This is a genomic window from Pseudomonas sp. AK106 (genome assembly GCF_053903055.1).
In genome coordinates this window covers 1,305,050-1,328,020 of sequence record NZ_CP096426.1, presented here as the reverse complement: position 1 = coordinate 1,328,020, position 22,971 = coordinate 1,305,050, and the positions used below count along the sequence as shown (strand labels likewise).

At 60.7% G+C, this 22,971-nt stretch carries 21 protein-coding genes; 15 read left to right on the top strand and 6 right to left on the bottom strand.

Features of this window, described 5'->3' with window-relative positions; genetic code table 11:
* Positions 1-51 precede the first annotated feature (51 nt).
* The gene (locus tag M1E04_RS06055; RefSeq protein ID WP_456292550.1) at positions 52-1,038 is read right to left on the bottom strand and encodes a flagellar protein MotY; all 987 of its coding nucleotides are present in this window, start codon (positions 1,036-1,038) and stop codon (positions 52-54) included.
* Positions 1,039-1,182: 144 nt separating this feature from the next.
* On the opposite strand from M1E04_RS06055, the gene pyrC reads away from it, so the two are divergent.
* The 4 genes from pyrC to bfr all read left to right on the top strand — a co-directional run bounded on the left by pyrC (position 1,183) and on the right by bfr (position 4,482).
* Positions 1,183-2,229 carry a dihydroorotase gene (gene pyrC / locus M1E04_RS06050; RefSeq protein WP_369307195.1) on the top strand — a complete coding sequence of 349 codons (1,047 nt, stop codon included), beginning with the start codon at positions 1,183-1,185 and terminating at the stop codon, positions 2,227-2,229.
* The gene (gene rnt / locus M1E04_RS06045; RefSeq protein WP_456292549.1) at positions 2,226-2,903 is read left to right on the top strand and encodes a ribonuclease T; all 678 of its coding nucleotides are present in this window, start codon (positions 2,226-2,228) and stop codon (positions 2,901-2,903) included. The genes pyrC and rnt overlap by 4 nt, the downstream gene beginning before the upstream one ends.
* 683 nt (positions 2,904-3,586) lie before the next feature.
* Positions 3,587-3,805, top strand: coding sequence for a bacterioferritin-associated ferredoxin (locus M1E04_RS06040; RefSeq protein WP_065992556.1), 219 nt, complete (start codon positions 3,587-3,589; stop codon positions 3,803-3,805).
* A gap of 200 nt (positions 3,806-4,005) precedes the next feature.
* On the top strand, positions 4,006-4,482 hold the full coding sequence (gene bfr / locus M1E04_RS06035; protein WP_037012292.1) for a bacterioferritin: 477 nt from the start codon (positions 4,006-4,008) through the stop codon (positions 4,480-4,482).
* Positions 4,483-4,557: 75 nt separating this feature from the next.
* Here the strand turns inward: bfr and grxD are convergent, their stop codons facing one another.
* The 3 genes from grxD to M1E04_RS06020 form a co-directional block, all read right to left on the bottom strand.
* Positions 4,558-4,887, bottom strand: coding sequence for a Grx4 family monothiol glutaredoxin (gene grxD, locus M1E04_RS06030; RefSeq protein ID WP_074888979.1), 330 nt, complete (start codon positions 4,885-4,887; stop codon positions 4,558-4,560).
* 107 nt (positions 4,888-4,994) lie between these two features.
* Entirely contained in the window at positions 4,995-7,103 is a 2,109-nt protein-coding gene (locus M1E04_RS06025; protein ID WP_456292548.1) for a molybdopterin oxidoreductase family protein, read from the bottom strand.
* 146 nt (positions 7,104-7,249) lie between these two features.
* On the bottom strand, positions 7,250-7,552 hold the full coding sequence (locus tag M1E04_RS06020) for a hypothetical protein (RefSeq protein ID WP_074888973.1): 303 nt from the start codon (positions 7,550-7,552) through the stop codon (positions 7,250-7,252).
* 449 nt (positions 7,553-8,001) lie between these two features.
* On the opposite strand from M1E04_RS06020, the gene argF reads away from it, so the two are divergent.
* On the top strand, positions 8,002-8,922 hold the full coding sequence (gene argF, locus M1E04_RS06015; protein WP_065992546.1) for an ornithine carbamoyltransferase: 921 nt from the start codon (positions 8,002-8,004) through the stop codon (positions 8,920-8,922).
* Positions 8,919-10,016: an ABC transporter ATP-binding protein gene (locus M1E04_RS06010; protein ID WP_192135144.1), complete on the top strand. Its 1,098-nt coding sequence runs from the start codon at positions 8,919-8,921 to the stop codon at positions 10,014-10,016. The genes argF and M1E04_RS06010 overlap by 4 nt, the downstream gene beginning before the upstream one ends.
* A gap of 42 nt (positions 10,017-10,058) precedes the next feature.
* Here the strand turns inward: M1E04_RS06010 and M1E04_RS06005 are convergent, their stop codons facing one another.
* Both M1E04_RS06005 and ybaK read right to left on the bottom strand, forming a co-directional pair.
* Entirely contained in the window at positions 10,059-10,847 is a 789-nt protein-coding gene (locus M1E04_RS06005; RefSeq protein WP_065992544.1) for a PhzF family phenazine biosynthesis protein, read from the bottom strand.
* 108 nt (positions 10,848-10,955) lie between these two features.
* Positions 10,956-11,426 carry a Cys-tRNA(Pro) deacylase gene (gene ybaK / locus M1E04_RS06000; RefSeq protein ID WP_192171592.1) on the bottom strand — a complete coding sequence of 157 codons (471 nt, stop codon included), beginning with the start codon at positions 11,424-11,426 and terminating at the stop codon, positions 10,956-10,958.
* A 298-nt stretch (positions 11,427-11,724) separates the two neighbouring features.
* On the opposite strand from ybaK, the gene glpK reads away from it, so the two are divergent.
* The 9 genes from glpK (at position 11,725) to aauR (ending at position 22,952) form a co-directional block, all read left to right on the top strand.
* Entirely contained in the window at positions 11,725-13,230 is a 1,506-nt protein-coding gene (gene glpK / locus M1E04_RS05995) for a glycerol kinase GlpK (protein WP_065992541.1), read from the top strand.
* 95 nt (positions 13,231-13,325) lie between these two features.
* Positions 13,326-14,081 (top strand): DeoR/GlpR family transcriptional regulator, encoded by a 756-nt coding sequence (locus M1E04_RS05990; protein ID WP_369318373.1) that lies wholly within the window; start codon positions 13,326-13,328, stop codon positions 14,079-14,081.
* A gap of 214 nt (positions 14,082-14,295) precedes the next feature.
* Positions 14,296-15,867: a glycerol-3-phosphate dehydrogenase gene (gene glpD / locus M1E04_RS05985; RefSeq protein ID WP_369318374.1), complete on the top strand. Its 1,572-nt coding sequence runs from the start codon at positions 14,296-14,298 to the stop codon at positions 15,865-15,867.
* A gap of 398 nt (positions 15,868-16,265) precedes the next feature.
* Positions 16,266-17,180 carry a glutamate/aspartate ABC transporter substrate-binding protein gene (locus M1E04_RS05980; protein ID WP_192135156.1) on the top strand — a complete coding sequence of 305 codons (915 nt, stop codon included), beginning with the start codon at positions 16,266-16,268 and terminating at the stop codon, positions 17,178-17,180.
* Positions 17,181-17,298: 118 nt separating this feature from the next.
* Positions 17,299-18,045 (top strand): amino acid ABC transporter permease, encoded by a 747-nt coding sequence (locus tag M1E04_RS05975; RefSeq protein WP_065992535.1) that lies wholly within the window; start codon positions 17,299-17,301, stop codon positions 18,043-18,045.
* Complete coding sequence (locus M1E04_RS05970) at positions 18,042-18,710, top strand: amino acid ABC transporter permease (RefSeq protein ID WP_456293151.1); 669 nt, start codon at positions 18,042-18,044, stop codon at positions 18,708-18,710. Before M1E04_RS05975 ends, M1E04_RS05970 begins: the two co-directional genes overlap by 4 nt.
* Entirely contained in the window at positions 18,707-19,441 is a 735-nt protein-coding gene (locus M1E04_RS05965) for an amino acid ABC transporter ATP-binding protein (RefSeq protein WP_065992531.1), read from the top strand. The genes M1E04_RS05970 and M1E04_RS05965 overlap by 4 nt, the downstream gene beginning before the upstream one ends.
* Before the next feature lie 89 nt (positions 19,442-19,530).
* Positions 19,531-21,429, top strand: a complete 1,899-nt coding sequence (gene aauS, locus M1E04_RS05960) for a two-component sensor histidine kinase AauS (protein WP_456292547.1) — start codon at positions 19,531-19,533, stop codon at positions 21,427-21,429.
* Positions 21,430-21,674: 245 nt separating this feature from the next.
* Positions 21,675-22,952 (top strand): two-component response regulator AauR, encoded by a 1,278-nt coding sequence (gene aauR / locus M1E04_RS05955; RefSeq protein ID WP_244657054.1) that lies wholly within the window; start codon positions 21,675-21,677, stop codon positions 22,950-22,952.
* The last annotated feature ends 19 nt before the right edge of the window (positions 22,953-22,971 follow it).

The window sequence follows — 22,971 nt, the reverse complement described above, 5'->3', positions numbered from 1 at the left end:
CTGACGACAAAGCGACAGATTCTGTCAGTCAGACGACTTCGCTGCCCGTCGTCAAGAGGCCTTGGCGGGGGCCGCGCTTGCCGCTGTGGCGGGCGCAGCGCCTGGGGTTGGCGTGGCGGCAGGTGCTGGCAGTGGGGCCGGCGTCGGCGCAGGTGCAGCGGATTGCGTCACGGCCGGGGTCTGCTGCGCCACACGCTCCAGGTGAATGTTCACCCGGCGGTTGCGCGCGCGATTGGCGTTGTTGGTGTTGGGCGCCAGCGGGTACTGCTCGCCGTGGAAGCGCAGGGTGATCTGTTCTTCCGGAATGCCCTGGGCCTTGAGGTAGTCCATGACGGACAGCGCACGACGCCGCGACAGGTCGCGGTTGGTCAACCGGTTGCCGCTGTTGTCGGAATGGCCGTCGAGTTCAACATGGTTGACCGTCGGATCAACCTTCATATAAGCCAGCACAGTGTCCAGCTTGCGCCTGGCCGTAGCGTCCAGCTCGATGCCGCCACCCGGGAAACCGATCTCGGACTGCCGCACTTGCTCGAAATTCATCGGCAACAGCTTCGCGGTACAGACCTGGAAGTCACCATAGGCTTTGCTGAATTTGACCGGCAACAGCCTGACTTCCATCGCGCCGCCGCCATCTCGCAGGGTGTGACGAATCATCGGGCTGCGACCTTCCATCAAACCCGCGATCAGCCGCGTGGCCTGGGCCTGGTTGGTATTGAAAGGAATCTCGCCGTTGCCGACTTTCACTGCGCCAAGATTGAGATCTCCGCGACCCGGCTGCCACGGCGCCGCCGCGGCAATCAACGTGGCCGAGCCGGACGAAAGGCTGTAGCCATTTGCCTTCAGCCGAAACGTCGGTTGCTCGCCCGCGCGTCGCACGAATTCGCCCGCACCGAAATCGGCGATCGGTTGAGTCAGTCTGCACTCGAACTGGTCGCCTTCCACCTTCCACTCAATATTCTCCAGACGCGTCTGGAAGGTGAGCGCCACGGCCGGCAGGCTGGCAAACGCGCTGAGCAGGGCTAGATATCGCTGGCGCACGGGAGGCTCCACTAAATTCACGTGTAACAAGATTTATGACTTACACGTGGCTATCGGTAACTTCCCGCAAAACTTGATAGCGAGTGCCTGGAGGAGTCTTTTCCGGTAGCATTCCCAGCGAGTTTGACCCGCCTGGAATCCCCAATGTCCGAACGCCTGACCCTCCTGCGCCCCGACGACTGGCATATCCATCTTCGAGATGGCGCTGTTTTGCCCCACACCGTCGCCGACGTAGCGCGCACCTTTGGCCGCGCGATCATCATGCCGAACCTCGTGCCCCCGGTACGCAACGCGGAGCAAGCGGACGCCTATCGTCAGCGCATCCTCGCTGCACGTCCACAAGGCAGCCGCTTCGAGCCGCTCATGGTGCTTTACCTCACTGACCTGACGCAGCCCGAAGAGATTCGCGCCGCGAAGGCCAGTGGCTTCGTGTATGCCGCCAAGTTGTACCCGGCAGGCGCGACGACCAATTCCGATTCGGGTGTCACCAGCGTCGACAAGATCTTCCCGGTGCTCGAGGCGATGGCTGAGGTGGGCTTGCCGCTGCTCATCCACGGCGAAGTGACCCGCGGCGACATCGACGTGTTCGACCGTGAAAAGATTTTCATAGACGAGCACATGCGACGTGTCGTCGAGCGTTTTCCGACGCTGAAAGTGGTGTTCGAACACATCACCACCGCCGACGCCGTGCAGTTCGTCAATGAAGCTTCGGCCAATGTGGGCGCGACCATCACTGCCCACCATTTGCTGTACAACCGCAACCATATGCTGGTCGGCGGCATTCGCCCTCACTTCTATTGCCTGCCGATTCTCAAGCGCAACACCCACCAGGTTGCCCTGCTCGATGCCGCCACCAGCGGCAGCAGCAAGTTCTTCCTCGGTACGGACTCCGCGCCCCACGCGCAGCACGCGAAAGAAGCGGCGTGCGGTTGTGCCGGCTGCTACACCGCATTCGCCGCCATCGAGCTTTACGCCGAGGCGTTCGAATCACGCAACGCGCTGGACAAGCTGGAAGGCTTCGCCAGTTTGCACGGCCCGGCGTTCTATGGCCTGCCGGCCAACACCGACACCATTACCCTGGTTCGTGACGAGTGGACGGCCCCCGCCAGCCTGCCGTTTGGCGAGCTTTCTGTTATCCCGCTGCGCGCCGGTGAAAAACTGCGCTGGCGCCTGCTGGAGGAACACGCGTGAGTGAAGATCATTACGAAGACGAGCAAGAAGGCTCCGGTGGCGGCACTGGCTCCCGGCACCCGATGGCTGCCCGTTTTCGCGGTTACCTGCCCGTTGTGGTTGACGTAGAAACTGGCGGGTTCAATTGCGCCACTGATGCGTTGCTGGAGATCGCCGCCACCACCATCGGCATGGACGACAAAGGCTTTGTCTTCCCGGACCACACCTATTTCTTCCGCGTCGAACCGTTCGAGGGCGCCAACGTGGAAGCCGCGGCGCTGGAGTTCACCGGCATCAAGCTGGATCACCCGCTGCGCATGGCCGTGAGTGAAGAGACCGCGCTGACTGACATCTTCCGCGGCATCCGCAAGGCGCTGAAAGCCAACGGCTGCAAGCGTGCGATCCTGGTCGGCCACAACGCCAGTTTCGACCTGGGCTTTCTCAACGCAGCGGTCGCGCGGCTGGACATGAAGCGCAATCCGTTTCACCCGTTCTCCAGCTTCGACACCGCGACGCTGGCGGGCCTTGCGTACGGCCAGACTGTCCTGGCCAAAGCCTGCCAGTCGGCGGACATCGATTTCGACGGTCGCGAGGCCCACTCGGCCCGTTACGACACCGAGAAGACTGCCGAGCTGTTCTGCGGCATCGTCAACCGCTGGAAAGAAATGGGCGGCTGGCACGACTTCGACAACTGAGTCGATGCCGTTGCGCAATAAACGAACCGGCCCAAGTGGCCGGTTTTTTTATGGGTGGGGATCGGCAGGCAGTGATCGGCTCAAAATCCGTCAGCGCCCCGACTGGCCCCTTCCCGGCTAAAGCCGGTCCCACTAAAAGCAGGGCGTGCATTCAGCGAGATCGGCGGCGCCCCCCTGTAGGACCGGCTTCAGCCGGGAAGCTCTTGATCTGCTTCTGATCTGCTTCTGATCTGCTTCTGATCTGCCTTTGATCTTCATACGCAAAAAGCCCAGACACCGCAGAACGCGACTTGGGTGCAGGCTGAACGCAGGTTTCGCGGAGTGGGCCGAGCGGCATGGATGCCGCGAGAGCCGCCCCCCGCCATGGATGGCGGATGGCGGCGGGCCCACGGAGCGAGACCGGAGTGAAGGTATTCCGACGAAGGAGGAACCCAACCAGGAGCAGGGCCTTTTTGGTTACTTTTTCGGCTCTTGGAAAAAGTGACCCGCCGTAAGGGCGGAACCGTAATCAGCACCACCGCCGATAATGGATATACACACAACCCTCACAAGCGATCATGCCTATCGCCGCAGCCGACCACTCATCGGTAGCCACGCGAAGAAGCCTGAGTAGTTTTGACAAGCATTCTCATTAACATTAGTATCCCTCGCATTGAGCCAATCACTCAGCGACGGTTTCTTATATGTATGTCTGCCTCTGCCAAGGTGTTACCGACGGACAAATCCGTGAAGCAATCATGGAAGGATGCTGCAGCTACCGTGACGTCCGCGAGACCCTCGGTGTCGCCAGCAAGTGTGGGAAATGTGCCTGCCTGGCCAAGGAAGTGGTGCGTGAAACCCTGACCGAGCTCCAAACCAGCCACGCCGCCCTCGCCTATCCTGCAGAATTTTCAGCTGCCTGAATAATCGCATTCAAACAAAACCGGACACTGTCCGGTTTTTTTATGCCTTTAATTCAATCGCTTAGCGACAAGATGCGGAACACAAACATTCTTATTCCTATTTATTTTCACTTATTATTCAATAACTTAGGTTTGACAGAGTTATAGAGGGGGCTCAGACTTGCCGCCTGTATTACCTATACCTTCGACAGGACCCGATCATGAAAGGCGACATCACAGTCATCCAGCATCTCAACAAGATCCTCGGTAACGAGCTGGTCGCGATCAATCAGTACTTCCTGCATGCGCGCATGTACGAAGACTGGGGCCTGAACAAGTTGGGCAAACACGAGTACCACGAATCCATCGACGAGATGAAACACGCTGACAAACTGATCAAGCGCATCCTGTTTCTGGAAGGCCTCCCGAACCTGCAAGACCTGGGCAAGATCCTCATCGGCGAACACACCAAGGAAATGCTGGAGTGTGACCTGCGCATCGAGCGCAAGGGCCACGCCGATCTGAAAGCCGCCATCGCCCACTGCGAAACCGTCGGTGACTTCGGCAGCCGCGAGATGCTGGAAGACATTCTGGAATCGGAAGAAGAACACATCGACTGGCTGGAAACCCAGCTGGGCCTGATCGACAAGGTCGGCATCGAGAACTACCTGCAGTCTCAGATGGGCGAAGAGGGCTGATTCTCGTCCCTGACACCGCCCAATAAAAAGCCCCGCTTCTCGGCAGAGAGCGGGGCTTTTTTACGACTGCCGAAATCAGGCAGTGGCGTTTTTCGCAACAGCGGCTTTCACCAGTTCCTGCAGCGAACCGTCAGCCTGCATTTCAGTGATGATGTCGCTACCGCCGACCAGCTCACCACCGACCCACAGCTGCGGGAACGTTGGCCAGTTGGCGTACTTCGGCAGGTTGGCGCGGATTTCCGGGTTCTGCAGGATATCGACGTACGCGAACTTTTCGCCACACGCCATCAGTGCCTGAGAAGCCTTGGCCGAAAAGCCACACTGCGGGGCATTCGGAGCACCTTTCATGTAGAGCAGAACGGTGTTGCTGGCAATCTGGTCTTTGATCGTTTCGATAATATCCATGGAGCACCTCGGCTAAACTTTACGACTGTATGTGTCGACACGGTGGCGCATTCTAAACGATTCCCGAGCATAACGCTCGGTCTTGGCCTTGACCGCCCCCATGACCGTCATGCCGCCGCAACCGTAACCGGCACCCCGTTCAGCACGGCGTTCCCGGAAATGCCATCCAGCGCACGCTCGTCAGTCAGGTCATTCGCGCTTTCACCTGGCTGAGCCGTCGCGATGTCCATTCTCACGCCCGGACGACCGTGGCCCCAGCCGTGGGGCAGGCTTACGACGCCGGGCATCATCTCGATGCTGCCCATCACTTCTACCTCAATGACGCCTACCCGCGAACTGACCCTGACCCGCTGTCCGTCCATCAACCCTCGGCTGAGCAAGTCGTCGGGGTGCATCAACAACTGATGCCGCGGCTTGCCTTTCACCAGACGATGGAAGTTGTGCATCCATGAATTATTGCTGCGGACGTGGCGCCGACCGATGAGCATCAGGCCACCGGCCTGGGGCGCAGGCTCCCCGGCAAAACGGGCCAGGTCAGCGAGAATCACGGGCGGGGCGGCCTGTACCCGCTGGTTGACGGTTTTAAGACGCTTGGCGAGGTTGGGCTTGAGCGGCCCCAGGTCCAGGCCGTGGGGGTACTGCGCGAGTGTCTCCAGCGACAATTTGAGCGGCGAAGCATCACCATACAGCCCGGCCCGCAGACCGCGATCGACCATCTGCGCAGGCGGCATCGTCGGTTTCAATTCGCGCCCGGTTTTCAGTGCGAACGCCTGGGCGAGGCCGACGAAGATTTCCCAGTCGTGCAGCGCACCCTCGGGCTTGGCAAGAATCGCACGGTTGAATCGGGTGACGTTGCGCACGGCGAACATGTTGAACGTGGTGTCGTAGTGGTCATTTTCCAGCGCAGACGTCGACGGCAGGATGAGGTCCGCGTGCCGTGTGGTTTCGTTGATGTACAAATCGACGCTGACCATGAACTCCAGCCCTTCGAGCGCGGTGTCAAGCTGACGGCCGTTCGGTGTCGACAACACCGGGTTGCCCGCCACGGTAATCAGCGCCTTGATCTGGCCCTCCCCCGGGGTCAGCATTTCCTCGGCCAGCGCAGAGACCGGCAGCTCGCCGCCGTATTCCGGCAGTTGCGAAACGCGGCTCTGCCAGCGGTTGAAGCTGCCGCCGGAGGTCGACGCCACCAGATCCAGCGCCGGCTCGGTGCACAGCGCACCGCCTGGCCGATCGAGATTGCCGGTGACCAGGTTGATCAGTTGTACCAGCCAGTGGCACAGCGTGCCGAACGCCTGGGTGGAAATGCCCATGCGCCCGTAGCACACGCCGCGTTCGGCGGCGGCGAAGTCCCGTGCGAGCTGCCTGATCTGCTCGGCAGGCACGCCGCATCGAGGGCTCATGGCGTCGGCGGTCATCTCGCTGACGGCCGCGCGGACGTCCTCCAGGCCATCCACGGCAAGATGGCTGTCGCGGGTCAGGCCTTCTGCAAACAAGGTGTGCAACAAGCCGAACAGAAACGCCGCATCCCCGCCCGGGCGGATAAACAGGTGCTGGTCGGCTATTGCTGCGGTTTCGCTGCGGCGCGGATCGACCACAACGACTTTGCCGCCGCGGGCCTGGATCGCCTTCAGACGCTTCTCGACGTCGGGCACGGTCATGATGCTGCCGTTGGACGCCAGCGGATTACCGCCGAGGATGAGCATGAAATCGGTGTGGTCAATGTCGGCGATGGGCAGCAGCAGGCCGTGGCCGTACATCAAATGACTGGTCAGGTGGTGTGGCAACTGGTCCACGGAGGTTGCGGAGTAGCGGTTACGGGTTTTCAGCAGCCCGAGAAAATAATTGCTGTGGGTCATCAGCCCATAGTTATGCACGCTGGGGTTGCCCTGATAGACCGCCACCGCGTTTTGCCCATGACGCGCCTGAATGCCGGCCAGGCGCTCGGCGATCAGATCAAACGCGGCCTGCCACTCGATCGGCTGCCAGTCGTTGCCGATACGCTGCATGGGCTGCCGGAGCCGATCGGGGTCATTCTGGATGTCTTGCAGCGCGACGGCTTTGGGGCAGATATGCCCGCGACTGAAGGTGTCCTGCGCATCGCCCTTGATCGAGGTGATCAGGGTGCTGGCATCGTCCTGCAGGGTGGTTTCGAGGGTGAGGCCGCAAATCGCCTCGCACAGGTGACAGGCACGGTGGTGGAGAGTCTTGGTCATCGCCAGTCTCGAGTTTTTATAGGGCGATCAAGCGATCGCGGATACAAAACTATGGGACCTGTCCGGGAGATGCGCCAGAAATGTCAGTGCCGTGAATCGGGCGGCATCAGGCGAGCCGATAGCTCACCCGATGAAGAACACGCGACTCAGGAAGCGGTGCCACCGATGGGCGTGACCACCTTGCGCTGCATCTGCACCTCATGAACCGTTTCGATCTGTTCCTGAGACACCTGAATGCCGGTGAGTTCGCCGATCAGCCGCCAGTGTTCGTCGAGTCCGGCGCTGATGGTTGCCATGCGATCGATCATCCGGCGCCCCGCAGAACGGGTCACTTCGTCTTCGCTGCGCATCAGTTCGAACGACATCGACGTCATGGACGCCGTGAGGTGCGTAAGGGTTCGAGCCGTAAGCCCGAGTAGTTCCGTCAGTTGTTGCTCTTTTGAATCCATTCCCCACCTCTTTTGGAGGACATAAGCCGCCTTTATAACCCACGCCGATGGTTTAGGAAACGTCCGGGTCTCCGCGGCGTGAAGCATGTCGCATAAGGCTGCACAGTGGTTTGCGACTGTTACGAATCAGACAGTAATCGCGGCGACGCCAAAGAGCGTTACAAGCGAGCTGTCTGATCAGGACTAATGCGATGGCGAATGGCCTGCGCAGAAACATGACTGTAGCACTTCGTTACATGAAAAGCGTCCTGCGAACGCCGCTTTCAGGCTACCGAACGTCCGACGACGATTTTCCGTCACGGCGGGCCTTGGCATCAGGCGACATTTTCTTATACCCTCGCGCCTTCCCTATTCGTCGCCCCGTGCGGCTTTCGCCGCAGGTCTCGCCCGTTTTTCCGAAAAACCCGGCTTTGAGGATCTGCGGTCTGTTGCAGACAAGGTAGTTAATGATGAGCGCAAGGCACTTTCTCTCGATGATGGACTACACCCCCGCTGAGCTGGTCGGGGTGATTCGTCGCGGCGTTGAGCTGAAGGACCTGCGAAATCGAGGCGTGCTCTTCGAGCCATTGAAGGGCCGCATCCTGGCAATGATCTTCGAAAAATCCTCGACCCGGACCCGTGTCTCGTTCGAAGCCGGGATGATCCAGCTGGGCGGCCAGGCCATCTTCCTCTCCCCTCGGGACACCCAGCTGGGCCGTGGCGAGCCGATTGCCGATGGCGCACGGGTCATGTCGCGGATGGTCGATGCGGTGATGATCCGCACCTTCGCCCACAGCAACCTCACCGAATTCGCCGCCCATTCCCGCGTACCGGTGATCAACGGCCTGTCCGATGACCTTCACCCCTGCCAGTTGCTGGCCGACATGCAAACGTTCCTCGAACACCGCGGCTCCATTCAGGGCAAGACCGTGGCGTGGATCGGCGATGGCAACAACATGTGCAACAGCTATATAGAAGCCGCGATTCAGTTCGACTTTCAGTTGCGTGTTGCGTGTCCGGAAGGCTACGAACCCAGCGCGCATTACCTGGCTCTGGCGGGCGATCGCGTGACATTGATCCGCGATCCCCACGAAGCGGTGAAAGGCGCGCACCTGGTCTCAACCGATGTGTGGACGTCCATGGGTCAGGAAGAAGAAGCCGCCAAGCGTCTGGCCCTGTTCAAACCTTTCCAGGTCACTCGCGAGATGCTCGACCGCGCTGCTGACGATGTGATTTTCATGCACTGCCTGCCGGCGCACCGTGGTGAAGAGATCAGCGAGGACCTGCTGGATGACCCGCGCTCGGTGGCGTGGGATCAGGCGGAGAACCGGCTGCATGCGCAAAAAGCCCTGCTGGAATTCCTCGTCGCTCCTGCCTTCGCTGCCCCATGAGTCAGCCCCTGCTGCTGACGCTGCATGACCTCGCCTGCGGTTATCAGGACCAACGCGTGGTGCAGCACCTCAATCTGCACCTGAACGCCGGCGACATCGGTTGCCTGTTGGGTTCCTCCGGCTGCGGCAAGACCACTACCTTGCGCGCCATCGCCGGTTTCGAACCGGTGCACAAGGGCGAGATCACCCTGGCGGGTAACGTCATTTCCCGACCCGGGTTTACCCTGGCCCCGGAGAAGCGCCGGATCGGCATGGTGTTTCAGGACTATGCCCTGTTCCCCCACCTCACCGTGGCCGACAACATCGCCTTCGGCATCCGCAATCATCCGCGCCAGAAGCAGGTGGTTCAGGAAATGCTGGAGCTGGTCAATCTCGGCGCGCTGGGCACGCGTCATCCCCATGAGCTTTCCGGTGGACAGCAGCAGCGTGTGGCGCTGGCCCGCGCACTTGCCCCTGAGCCGCAGTTGCTGCTGCTCGATGAACCGTTTTCGAACCTGGATGGCGAGTTGCGACGGCGCCTGAGCCATGAGGTGCGCGACATTCTCAAGGCCCGGGGCACCAGCGCGATTCTGGTGACCCACGACCAGGAAGAGGCTTTTGCCGTAAGCGACCACGTCGGCGTGTTCAAAGACGGGCGGCTGGAGCAGTGGGATACGCCCTACAACCTCTATCACGAGCCGGCGACGCCTTATGTCGCCAGTTTCGTCGGTCAGGGTTATTTCATTCGCGGGCAACTGATCGATGCCGAATCGGTGCAGACCGAGTTGGGTGTGCTGCGCGGCAATCGCGCCTATGCCGGCGCGCCAGGCACTCCGATGGATGTCCTGCTGCGCCCTGATGACATTGTTTATGCGCCCGACGGCCCGATAAAGGCCCGCGTGGCGAGCCTGAATTTTCAGGGCGCGGCGACCCTGTACCGCCTGCAGTTGCCGACGGGCACGCAACTGGAGGCGTTGTTCCCCAGCCATGTGGATCTGCGCGCCGGTGATCAGGTCGGCTTCACGGTGTCAGCCGAGCATCTGGTGCTGTTTCCGGCCTCGGGCAGCGTGCCGGTGCATCGGAGCGTTCCGGTGCATCGGGACGTGGTGATCTGAGGGCCTGTCGTTCTCGACCAGGCACTTTCAGCCCGATATCGACTAACTCAGTATCAACGCGCCGCTGGCGACCAGCGTCGCGTGCCCGCCGATTTTCACGCGCTCCCCCTCAAGCCGGCAGAACAGCTCCCCTCCCCGCGTCGACGCCTGATAGCCCGTCAGGCTGAACTTGTTCAGCCGGGCCGACCAGTAGGGAATCAGGCTGCAGTGCGTCGAGCCCGTGACCGGGTCTTCATTGATGCCGATGCCCGGCGCAAAGTAGCGCGACACAAAATCGTAGCGCTCGCCGTCACCTTTTGCGGTCACGATCACGCCGGGCCACGGCAAACGCGCGAGGGCGGCGAAGTCAGGCTTGCAATCGCGAACGGCCTGCTCGGACTCCAGCACCACCAGCAATTCCGCAGCGCTCAGCACGTCGACGACGGCAACCCCAAGGGCGCGTTCGATTTCCACCGTCACACCCTGCTCGGCGGGCGGCATGGACGGAAAGTCCAGGACCAGCCGATTGCCCTCGCGGCTCACGCTCAACTCGCCGGATTTGCCAGTGAAGTGGATAACCTCGGCCTTCTCGCCGTATTTCTCGAACAGCACGAAGGCGCTGGCCAGGGTCGCATGTCCGCACAACGGCACTTCATGGGTCGGTGTGAACCAGCGTATGTGCCAGCCCGGTGCTTCACGGACCAAAAACGCGGTCTCCGACAGATTGTGCTCTGAGGCAATCTGCTGCATCAATTGATCGGAAAGCCAGGCGTCCAGGCGGTAGACCATTGCCGGGTTGCCTGAGAACGGGCGGTCGGTGAAGGCGTCGACCTGATGGAATTCAAGCTTCATGGAAGGCATCCCCGAGTAAAGAAACGCGGCAACCCGTTCCGGGCGCTGCGGGTCTGCGGTCAGTGTCACCGCATGAAAGAGTCTGGCATTTCCGGTAAACCCGGCGAATCATTCCCGGCCGATCCGGGCAAAGCTCGCACCGGTGTGTTGTGCAAGTACGGCGGCGGGCAGTTCGACTTCGAGCCCTCGTCGACCGGCGCTGACAAAAATCGTCGCGAACGGTTGAGCGGACTCATCAATGAAGGTGCGCAGCCTTTTCTTCTGCCCCAGCGGGCTGATCCCGCCCAGTAGATAGCCGGTGGCACGCTGGGCGGCGGCCGGGTCAGCCATTTCGGCCTTCTTGGCGCCGGCGGCATGGGCCAGGGCCTTCAGGTCCAGCGAGCCCACCACCGGAACGACCGCCACCAGCAGCTCGCCTTTTTCGGTGCTGGCCAGCAGCGTCTTGAACACCTGAGCGGGGGCCAGATCGAGCTTTTCTGCCGCTTCCAGGCCATACGATGCGGCCTTGGGATCATGCTCGTAACTGTGGACGCGATGTTCGGCGCGAACCTTTTTCAGTAAATCCAATGCAGGGGTCATGCAGTGCTCCAGACAACCAGACACTTTATTGTTTGCTGCCGATACTTTAGGCCATTGGTTATCGAAATGCCTGCATTCGAGAAGGACTTATCCACTAATATCGGCGTCTTGGAACATTCATCGATAAGGTTCGCTTTCGACCTTTGACAAGGTTCGTTTACGTCTATATTTTTTCGAATACGAATATCTCGCTTGCTTCCTTGACGCCATCCCGGTATTCAGTGCGCAAAGGCACTGAGCACTGGCAACACAACGGACGGCCGTTTCCGGAAACTCGCTACATCACCAGGCATTCACCATGACCGACACCGAAAATAAGAATTACATCATCGCTCTGGATCAAGGCACCACCAGCTCCCGCGCCATCATTTTTGACCGCGACGCCAATGTGGTCAGCAGCGCCCAGAGTGAGTTCGTTCAGCATTACCCCCAGCCTGGCTGGGTCGAGCACGATCCGATGGAGATCTTCGCGACCCAGACCGCGTGCATGACCAAGGTCCTGGCCCAGGCGAATCTGCATCACAACCAGATCGCCGCGATCGGTATCACCAACCAGCGCGAAACCACGGTGGTCTGGGAAAAGGACACCGGTCGGCCGATCTACAACGCCGTGGTCTGGCAATGCCGCCGCAGCACCGAGATCTGCCAGCAACTCAAGCGTGACGGTCTGGAAGACTACATCCGCGACACCACCGGTCTGGTCATCGATCCCTACTTTTCCGGCAGCAAACTGAAGTGGATTCTCGATCACGTTGAGGGCAGCCGTGAGCGCGCCCGCCGTGGCGAGTTGCTGTTCGGCACCGTCGACAGCTGGCTGATCTGGAAATTTACCGGCGGCAAGGTGCACGTCACTGACTACACCAACGCCTCGCGCACGATGATGTTCAACATCCATACGCTGGAATGGGATCAGCGCATGCTCGACGTGCTCGACGTGCCCCGGGAAATGTTGCCGGAGGTCAAGTCGTCATCAGAAGTCTATGGCCACAGCAAAAGCGGCATCCCCATCGCCGGGATCGCCGGGGATCAGCAATCGGCGTTGTTCGGCCAGATGTGCGTCGAGCCGGGTCAGGCGAAGAACACCTACGGCACCGGCTGCTTCCTGCTGATGAACACGGGCAAGAAAGCCGTCAAATCCAATCACGGTCTGTTGACCACCATCGGCTGCGGTCCGCGCGGTGAAGTGGCATACGCACTGGAGGGCGCGGTGTTCAACGGCGGCTCCACCGTGCAGTGGCTGCGCGACGAGCTGAAAATCGTCAACGACTCCATGGACACCGAATACTTCGCCACCAAAGTGAAGAACAGCAATGGCGTCTATCTGGTGCCTGCGTTCACCGGTCTGGGCGCGCCCTACTGGGACCCGTATGCACGGGGCGCCTTGTTCGGCCTGACCCGTGGCGTGAAGGTCGATCACATCATTCGGGCCGCGCTGGAGTCCATCGCCTACCAGACCCGCGATGTGCTCGACGCCATGCAACAGGATGCCGGCGAGCCGCTCAAGGCCCTTCGCGTTGACGGCGGCGCAGTGGCGAACAACTTCCTCATGCAGTTCCAGGCCGACATTCTCGGCACGCCGGTGGAGCGCCCGAAAATGCGCGAAACCACCGCGTTGGGCGCGGCCTATCTGGCAGGTCTCGCGATCGGATTCTGGAGCGGGCTCGACGAGCTGAGGGGCAAAGCGGTCATCGAGCGCAAGTTCGAGCCGCAATGCGATGACGCCGAGAAGGAAAAACTCTACGCCGGCTGGCGCAAGGCGGTGGACCGCACGCGCGACTGGGAACCCCACGAAGAGGTCGAATAAGCGCGATCCCGGACGGGGCGTCAGAGGCATTTTTTCCGGCTGACAGGTAATGGCTGCCTGCGGCATCATGGGCGCCCGTGCCCGAAGGATAAAAAATGAATCTGCCACCCCGTCAACAGCAGATCCTCGAGCTGGTCCGCGAGCGCGGCTACGTCAGCATTGAGGAAATGGCGCAGCTGTTCGTCGTGACCCCGCAAACCATCCGCCGCGACATCAATCAGCTCGCGGAAATGAATCTCCTGCGTCGCTACCACGGCGGCGCGGCCTACGATTCCAGCATCGAAAACACTGCCTACGCCATGCGCGCCGATCAGATGCGCGATGAGAAGCAGCGCATCGCCGAGGCCATCGCCGCACAGATCCCGGATCACGCGTCGCTGTTCATCAACATCGGCACCACCACCGAATCCATTGCCCGCGCGCTGCTCAACCATAACCACCTGAAGATCATCACCAACAACCTGCACGTGGCGTCGATTCTCAGCGGCAAAGACGACTTCGAAGTGCTGCTGGCCGGCGGCAATGTGCGCCGCGATGGCGGCGTGGTCGGCCAGGCGAGCGTGGATTTCATCACGCAGTTCAAGGTCGATTTTGCGCTGGTGGGCATCAGCGGTATCGACGAGGACGGCAGCCTGCTGGATTTCGACTATCAGGAAGTGCGCGTTTCCCAGGCGATCATCGCCAACGCGCGTCAGGTGATTCTGGCAGCGGACTCCAGCAAGTTCGGCCGCAACGCGATGGTTCGCCTGGGACCGATCACGTTGATCGACTGCCTGGTGACGGACCAGACGCCCGTGCCAGCGCTGTCGCAACTGCTGACCCTGAACAAGATTCGGCTGGAAGTGGTTTAACCCCGATCCATGAGCGAGCGCGATTCCGGCGCTCGCCTCACCTCCGATGTTCGCTTTTGTTCCTTTCCCTTTTCTCTGATCAGTATTTTCAATGAATACTGAGTGGCTGTGTTCGCCTTATTGCGCTACTATTTTCGGAAATGAACATAAATGTTCGAATTCGCCCTCCCAGTAGCGCAACATTCGAACGCGATCGAACACTCAGGAGGCCCCGATGGCCCAGTCCAGTTTGCCGACCCCACCCCTTTCCGAGGTCTACGACGTTGCCGTGATCGGTGGTGGCATCAATGGTGTCGGCATCGCGGCAGACGCATCGGGCCGGGGCCTTTCAGTCTTTCTCTGCGAGAAGGACGACCTCGCCAGCCACACCTCTTCGGCCAGCAGCAAGCTGATCCACGGTGGCCTACGTTACCTTGAGCATTACGAATTCCGTCTGGTTCGCGAAGCGCTGGCCGAACGTGAAGTGCTCCTGGAAAAAGCACCGCACATCGTCAAGCCGATGCGCTTCGTATTGCCCCACCGTCCGCACCTGCGCCCCGCGTGGATGATCCGCGCCGGGCTGTTCCTGTATGACCACCTTGGCAAACGCGAGAAGCTGGCAGGCTCGAAAAGCATTCGCTTTGGCGCCAACAGCCCATTGAACAGCTCGATTACCAAAGGCTTCGAATACTCAGATTGCTGGGTTGACGATGCACGTCTGGTCGTCCTCAACGCCATGGCCGCCCGTGAAAAAGGCGCGCACATCCATACCCAGACCCGCTGCCTGGGCGCCCATCGCAGCGGCGGCGTGTGGCACATGAACATGGAGCGTGCGGATGGCAGTCAGTTTTCCATTCGCGCCAAAGCCTTGGTGAATGCGGCGGGTCCATGGGTTGCCAAGTTCATTCGTGAAGATCTGAAGCTCGAATCGCAGTACGGCATTCGCCTGATTCAGGGCAGCCACTTGATCGTGCCGAAACTGTACGAAGGTGAAAACGCCTTCATTCTGCAGAACGAAGATCAGCGCATCGTGTTCGCCATTCCGTACCTGGAACGCTTCACCATCATTGGTACGACGGACCGCGAATATTCTGACGACCCGGGCAAAGTAGCGATCACCGAAGGCGAGACCGATTACCTGCTGAAGATCGTGAATGATCACTTCAAGAAGCAACTCAGCCGCGCCGACATTCTGAGCACGTGGTCAGGCGTGCGGCCGCTGTGCAATGACGAGTCGGACAACCCGTCGGCGATCACCCGCGACTACACCCTTTCGCTGTCGGGCAGCGCCCAAGAGGCGCCGATCCTGTCCGTGTTCGGCGGCAAGCTGACGACCTACCGCAAACTGGCGGAGTCGGCGATGCAGCAACTGGCGCCGTTCTTCCCGCAGATGAAGCCAAGCTGGACCGCGAAAGCCAGCCTCCCGGGCGGTGAGAGCATGACCACGCCTCAGGCACTGGCCGCCGAGCTGCAGCAGCGTTGTGCATGGCTGCCGGCCGAAATCGCCAAGCGCTGGGCCATTACCTATGGCTCACGCAGCTGGCGCATCGTGGAGGGCGTTCAGACGCTGGGCGAAATGGGCGAACACTTGGGCGGCGGTCTGTACAGCCGCGAAGTGGACTACCTGTGCAGTGAGGAATGGGCGACCAAGGCCCAGGACATTCTGTGGCGCCGGACCAAGCTGGGTCTGTTCACCACCGACGAAGAGCATCAGAAGGTTCAGGCGTACCTGGGCAACGAGGCACGCAGCAACGGGGCCGTTGAGCGTATTGAATGGCCCGTGTCGGCGCCAAAGATTCACGCATAATCTGCCAGATCCAATTCCCGGCTGAAGCCGGTCCCATGGAATCACCGCGATTCTGTTGGACCGGCTTTAGCCGGGAAAGCGTCAGACAGCACACCGCAAAACCATCTGCCTCAACACGCCCCACCCCGCCGCTATCATTCGGATTCCCGAACATCTCGCCCCACCCGATTCGGAATCCCGGACGGCCGATCCGCCTCGCCCACTTCCCTCCTCCATAAATAGCCAACACTTTCATACCCTTAGCTTCGGTCACCTCTCTGGCATGACTCATGCTCTACACTCTTGCACGATTGCTTCGATGTAGCGTGTCGCCTGACTGGGCCGCCGTTGAAGCGCTCTGAAACGATAGGGCCGTCCAACACCGGCCCAATAAAAAAAACAATGTCGAGGAAAAACAGATGCGCATCGTTCCCCAACTCCTGGGCGCAGCCATTGCTGCCGCTCTGATCACCACCCCCGTTTTCGCCGCCGAACTCACCGGCACGCTTAAAAAAATCAAAGAGTCCGGCACCATCACCCTCGGTCACCGCGACTCCTCCATTCCTTTTTCCTATATCGCTGATGCTTCCGGCGTGCCAGTGGGTTACTCCGCTGACATCCAGCTGAAGATCGTCGAAGCGATCAAGAAAGACCTGGACATGCCTGATCTGAAGGTCAAGTACAACCTGGTCACTTCCCAGACCCGCATCCCGCTGGTCCAGAACGGCACCGTCGACGTCGAATGTGGTTCGACCACCAACAACGCCGAGCGCGCCCAGCAAGTCGACTTCTCCGTCGGCATTTTCGAAATCGGCACGCGTCTGCTGAGCAAAGCTGACTCGTCCTACAAAGACTTCAATGACCTCAAGGGCAAGAACGTCGTGACCACGGCGGGCACCACGTCCGAGCGCCTCCTCAAGGCGATGAACGCTGACAAACAGATGGGCATGAACGTGATTTCGGCCAAGGACCACGGCGAGTCGTTCCAGATGCTGGAATCGGGCCGCGCCGTTGCCTTCATGATGGACGACGCCCTGCTTGCAGGCGAAATGGCCAAGGCCAAGAAGCCGACCGACTGGGCCGTTACCGGCACCCCTCAGTCCTACGAAATCTACGGTTGCATGGTTCGCAAGGAAGACCCTGCGTTCAAGAAAGCCGTCGACGACGCCATCGTTGCGACCTACAAATCGGGCGAGATCAACAAGATCTACGACAAGTGGTTCACCCAGCCGATTCCACCAAAAGGCCTGAACCTGATGTTCCCGATGAGCGAACAGCTCAAAGCGCTGATCGCCAACCCGAACGACAAGCCGGCGCCGGACAAGAAGGCCTGAGTCCTTCGCTCCGCCATTCTGACAACGTGAAAAGCCTGACTTCCGGAGACGCCCTGCGTTTCCGGAAGCCGCTACCTGGCGCGTGCGTGCATAACGATCGATAAGAGGGGAGACCCTGATGAACTACAACTGGGACTGGGGCGTGTTCTTCAAGTCCACGGGCGTCGGCAGCGAGACCTATCTGGACTGGTACATCACCGGGCTGGGCTGGACCATCGCCATTGCCGTTGCTGCCTGGATCATTGCGTTGCTGCTGGGCTCGGTGCTCGGGGTGATGCGCACGGTGCCCAACCGCATCGTTTCTTCAATTGCCGCGATTTACGTGGAAATTTTCCGTAACGTGCCACTGCTGGTGCAGCTGTTCATCTGGTACTTCCTCGTGCCGGATCTGCTGCCTGAGAACCTGCAGGAGTGGTACAAGCAAGACCTTAACCCGACGACTTCAGCGTTCCTGAGTGTTGTCGTGTGCCTCGGACTGTTCACCGCCGCACGTGTGTGCGAGCAAGTGCGCACCGGTATTCAGGCGCTGCCGGTGGGGCAGGAATCCGCTGCGCGCGCCATGGGTTTCAAGCTGCCGCAGATCTACTGGAACGTGCTGCTGCCCCAGGCGTACCGGATCATCATTCCGCCGCTCACCTCCGAATTCCTCAACGTGTTCAAGAACTCGTCCGTGGCGTCGCTGATCGGCCTGATGGAGTTGCTCGCGCAGACCAAACAGACCGCCGAGTTTTCCGCGAACCTGTTCGAAGCCTTCACCCTGGCGACGCTGATTTACTTCACCCTGAACATGAGCCTGATGCTGCTCATGCGCCTGGTCGAGAAGAAAGTAGCGGTGCCAGGCCTGATCTCCGTGGGAGGTAAATAATGGACTTCTCTGGAGTGATGCCTGCGATTCCGGGCATGTGGAACGGCATGCTCATGACCTTGCAGTTGATGGTCATGGGCATCGTGGGCGGCATCATCATCGGCACGATTCTGGCGCTGATGCGGTTGTCGTCGAACAAGCTGGCGTCACGTCTTGCCGGCGCCTACGTCAACTACTTCCGCTCGATCCCGCTGCTGCTGGTCATCACCTGGTTCTACCTGGCGGTGCCGTTCGTGCTGCGCTGGATCACCGGCGAAGACACGCCGATCGGCGCGTTCACCTCCTGCGTCGTGGCGTTCATGATGTTCGAGGCGGCCTACTTCTGTGAAATCGTGCGGGCCGGCGTGCAGTCGATTTCCCGCGGCCAGATGGGCGCCGCTCAGGCGCTGGGCATGACCTACGGCCAGATGATGCGCCTGATCATCCTGCCCCAGGCGTTCCGCAAGATGACCCCGCTGCTGTTGCAGCAGAGCATCATCCTGTTTCAGGACACCTCGCTGGTCTACACGGTCGGCCTGGTCGACTTCCTCAACTCGGCACGCTCCAGCGGCGACATCATCGGGCGCTCCAACGAGTTCCTGATTGTCGCCGGTCTGGTGTACTTCACGATCAGCTTCGCCGCGTCGCGCCTGGTCAAGTTCATGCAAAAAAGGTTAGCCGTATGATTTCCATCAAAAATATCAACAAGTGGTATGGGGACTTCCAGGTGCTGACCGATTGCAGCACGGAGGTCAAAAAAGGTGAAGTGATTGTGGTCTGCGGCCCGTCGGGCTCGGGCAAGTCCACGCTGATCAAATGCGTCAATGCGCTGGAGCCGTTTCAGAAAGGCGACATCGTGGTCGATGGCACCTCGATCGCCGACCCGAAAACCAATCTGCCGAAACTGCGTTCGCGCGTCGGCATGGTGTTCCAGCATTTCGAGCTGTTTCCGCACCTGACCATCACCGAAAACCTGACCATCGCGCAGATCAAGGTGCTGGGTCGCAGCAAGGAAGAGGCCACCAAAAAAGGCCTGCAACTGCTCGAACGTGTCGGCCTGTCGGACCATGCCCACAAACATCCGGGGCAACTGTCGGGCGGCCAGCAACAACGTGTGGCAATTGCCCGCGCGCTGGCCATGGACCCGGTGGTGATGCTGTTCGACGAACCGACCTCCGCGCTCGACCCGGAGATGGTCAACGAAGTGCTCGACGTGATGGTGCAACTGGCCCATGAAGGCATGACCATGATGTGCGTGACCCACGAAATGGGCTTCGCCCGCAAAGTGGCGGATCGGGTGATCTTCATGGACAAGGGCCAGATCGTCGAAGACTGCGAGAAGGAAGAGTTCTTCGGCGACGTCAACGCGCGCTCCGAGCGGGCTCAGCAATTCCTCAACAAAATCCTGCAGCACTAAAAAGCATTAGCCCTTCGAGGGCGTAAAAACCGCCGGCCGCCCGTTCATCCCTGATGAAACGGGCGGCTGGCCGGTCCAGGACGACTGTGATGAAATGCGACCCCCCTCTCTACCGCGCCGCGCCGCCATCACTCGCCGTGAAACCCCGACTGATTCGCCATCTGTTCGTGCCACCGCTGATCATCCTGCTGATGATTGCGCTGGGCTACGTCACGTATTTGTACAGCGAGAAGAATGCCATCAAGGCGTTGGGTGAAAACGGTCAGCGTCAGCTGGAGCTGCACGCGCGCACCGTCGAGAGCGAGATCAACAAGTACAATTACCTGCCCAGCGTGCTGGAGCTGGAATCCAATGTTTCCGACCTGCTCAACCATCCGTCTGCGGAGTTGCGTTCCAAGGTCAACGATTACCTCGAAGGCCTGAACCGGCGCAGCCGCAGTCGGGCCATCTATGTGCTGGACACCACCGGCCGGGTGCTGGCGACCAGCAACTGGCGCGACGCCGACAGTTACCTCGGCGAGGACTTGTCTTTCCGCGCCTATTATCAGGACGCGATTCGCGGTTTGCCGGGGCGCTTCTACGGCATCGGCAGCACCACCGGCGAGCCCGGTTATTACCTGGCCCACGGGCTGGAAGAGAAAGGCAAAATCATCGGCGTCGCGGTGATCAAGGTCCGGCTTGAAGCGCTGGAAGAGCGCTGGCAGCGCGCGCGCCTGGAAGCGTTTGTCAGCGACGAGAACGGCATCATCATCCTCTCCAGCGATCCGGCGCGACGGCTGAAATCAGTCCGCCCGCTGACCGCCGAGATCAAGGAGCGGCTGGCGCGCAGCCTGCAATATTACTGGTGGCCGCTCAACGAGCTGGTGCCGCTGGAACGTGAATCGATTGCCGACGGAGTCGAGAAGCTGACCTTTCCCGCCAACACCAGCGTCGATCATGAGCACACGGTGGTGAGTTATCTGGCGCAGACCCGCGAACTGGCTGACACGCCTTGGCACCTGACCCTGCTGACACCACTGGAAGACTTGCGCCGGGAAGCCGCCAATCAGGGAATGCTGGTCGCCGTCGCCTGCGCGCTGGTGGCGTTTCTGCTGATTGCCTGGAACGAGCGGCGCAAGGTGATTTCCACCCGCCTCGCCGCCCGAGAAGCGCTGGAGCAGGCGAACAACGAGCTGGAACGGCGCATCACCGACCGCACCGCTGACCTGCGCGCCAGCAACGAACGCCTGAAGGGCCAGATCCGTGAACGTCGCCAGGCCGAAGAGACCCTGCGCCAGGCCCAGGATGAATTGATCCAGGCCGGCAAACTCGCGGCCATCGGCCAGATGTCCACCAGCATCGCCCATGAACTGAATCAGCCACTGGCGGCGCTGCGCACGTTGTCAGGCAACACCGTTCGGTTCCTCGAACGGGGCGCGCTGGACACGGCGAGTGCGAACCTGCGCACCATCAACGATCTGGTGGACCGCATGGGCCGTATCACCGCCAGCCTGCGCGCCTTCGCCCGGCGCGGGGAAGATAAAGGTCAGGCGTCCCTGGGCAAGGCAGTCGAGGCTGCATTGCAATTGCTCGCGGCGCGTCTGGACAATGCGTCACTGGCGCTGCATCAGCAGATCGACGATGTCGAACTGGCGATTGATCAGACCCGGCTTGAGCAGATTCTGGTCAACCTGATCGGCAACGCGCTGGACGCCATGCAGGCGCAGCCGCTGCCGACTCTGTGGCTGGAAGGTGACGTGTTCGAGGGCCGCTATCGGTTGCGTGTGCGGGACAACGGCCACGGCATCGACGCCGAAGCGCGCAAGCATTTGTTCGAACCCTTCTTTACCACCAAGCCTGGTGAGCAGGGCCTCGGGTTGGGTTTGACGCTGTCCGCCAGCCTTGCCACGGCGGCCGGCGGCACACTCAACGCTGAGCACCCGGCCGAGGGCGGCACGATGTTTGTGCTGGTGTTGCCGCTGGTTGACCCCGGGGCGGCGGGTGTATGAGAGACCCGTGCATCCCCAGTCTCGGTGCGACAGTTCATGTGGGAGTGAGCTTGCTCACGAAGACGGCATCCCAGCCGCTGAAGATTCAGCGGTGTGGTGATGTTTGATGAAAGCGAGTCTGCTCGCGAAAGCACCCGGGCAGCGACCCTGTTCGAAAACCTGACACACCGCTTCGCGGGCAAGCACTGGAATACACCATGAACACTGATCTGACGGTCCTCATTGTCGAAGACGACCCGCATGTCCTGCTCGGCTGCCAACAGGCGCTGGCGCTGGAAGACATTCACAGCCAGGGCGTGGGCAGCGCCGAAGAAGCGCTGGCGTTGATCAGTGAGAATTTCGCCGGCATCGTCATCAGTGACATTCGCCTGCCGGGCATCGACGGGCTTGAGCTGCTCAAGCGCCTGAAAGAGCGCGATCGAACCCTGCCCGTGGTGCTGATCACCGGTCACGGCGACGTGTCGATGGCCGTCGGTGCGATGCGCGATGGCGCCTACGACTTCATGGAAAAGCCCTTCTCCCCCGAGCGGCTGGTCGAGGTCGCCCGCCGCGCGCTGGAGCAACGCGGGCTGGCCCGGGAAGTCTGGTCATTGCGTCGGCAACTGGCCGAGCGCGATTCTCTGGAAGGCAAGATCATTGGCCGCTCCCAGGCGATGCAAACCCTGCGCGCACTGATCGCCAACGTCGCGGACACCTCGGCCAACGTGCTGATCGAAGGCGAGACCGGCACCGGGAAGGAACTGGTTGCCCGTTGCCTCCATGACTTCAGCCGCCGCCACGACCATCAGTTCGTTGCACTGAACTGCGGCGGCCTGCCGGAAAGCCTGTTCGAGAGCGAAATCTTCGGCCACGAGGCCAACGCGTTCACCGGCGCCGGCAAACGCCGCATCGGCAAGATCGAACACGCCCACGACGGCACGCTGTTTCTCGATGAAGTGGAAAGCATGCCGATCAACCTGCAGATCAAACTGCTGCGGGTATTGCAGGAGCGCACGCTGGAGCGACTGGGTTCAAACCAGAGCGTGGCGGTGGATTGCCGGGTGATCGCGGCGACCAAGTCGGAGCTCAACGCGCTGAGCAAAGCGGGCCAGTTTCGCAGCGACCTGTATTACCGGCTCAACGTGGTGACCCTCGAACTCCCGCCCCTGCGCGAGCGCCGTGAAGACATCCTGCAGTTGTTCGAACATTTTCTGCAGCAGTCGTCACTGCGCTTCGACCGCGAGGCGCCGCAGTTGGACGCAAAGACCCGCTCGGCGCTGCTGGCCCACGACTGGCCGGGCAATGTGCGCGAGCTGCGCAACGTCGCCGAGCGGTACGCATTGGGCCTGCCAGCATTCAAGACCGCCGGTGCCGAAGTCGCCACCCAGAGCCTGGATTTCGCCGAAGCCGTGGAAGCATTCGAGAAGAACCTGTTGGGTGAGGCGCTGCAGCGCAGCGGCGGGAATCTCAGCCAGGCCAGCCAGGAACTGGGTATGGCCAAGACCACGCTGTTCGACAAAGTGAAGAAATACGGGTTGGGGTGAGCAAGTTCGCTGTTTGATT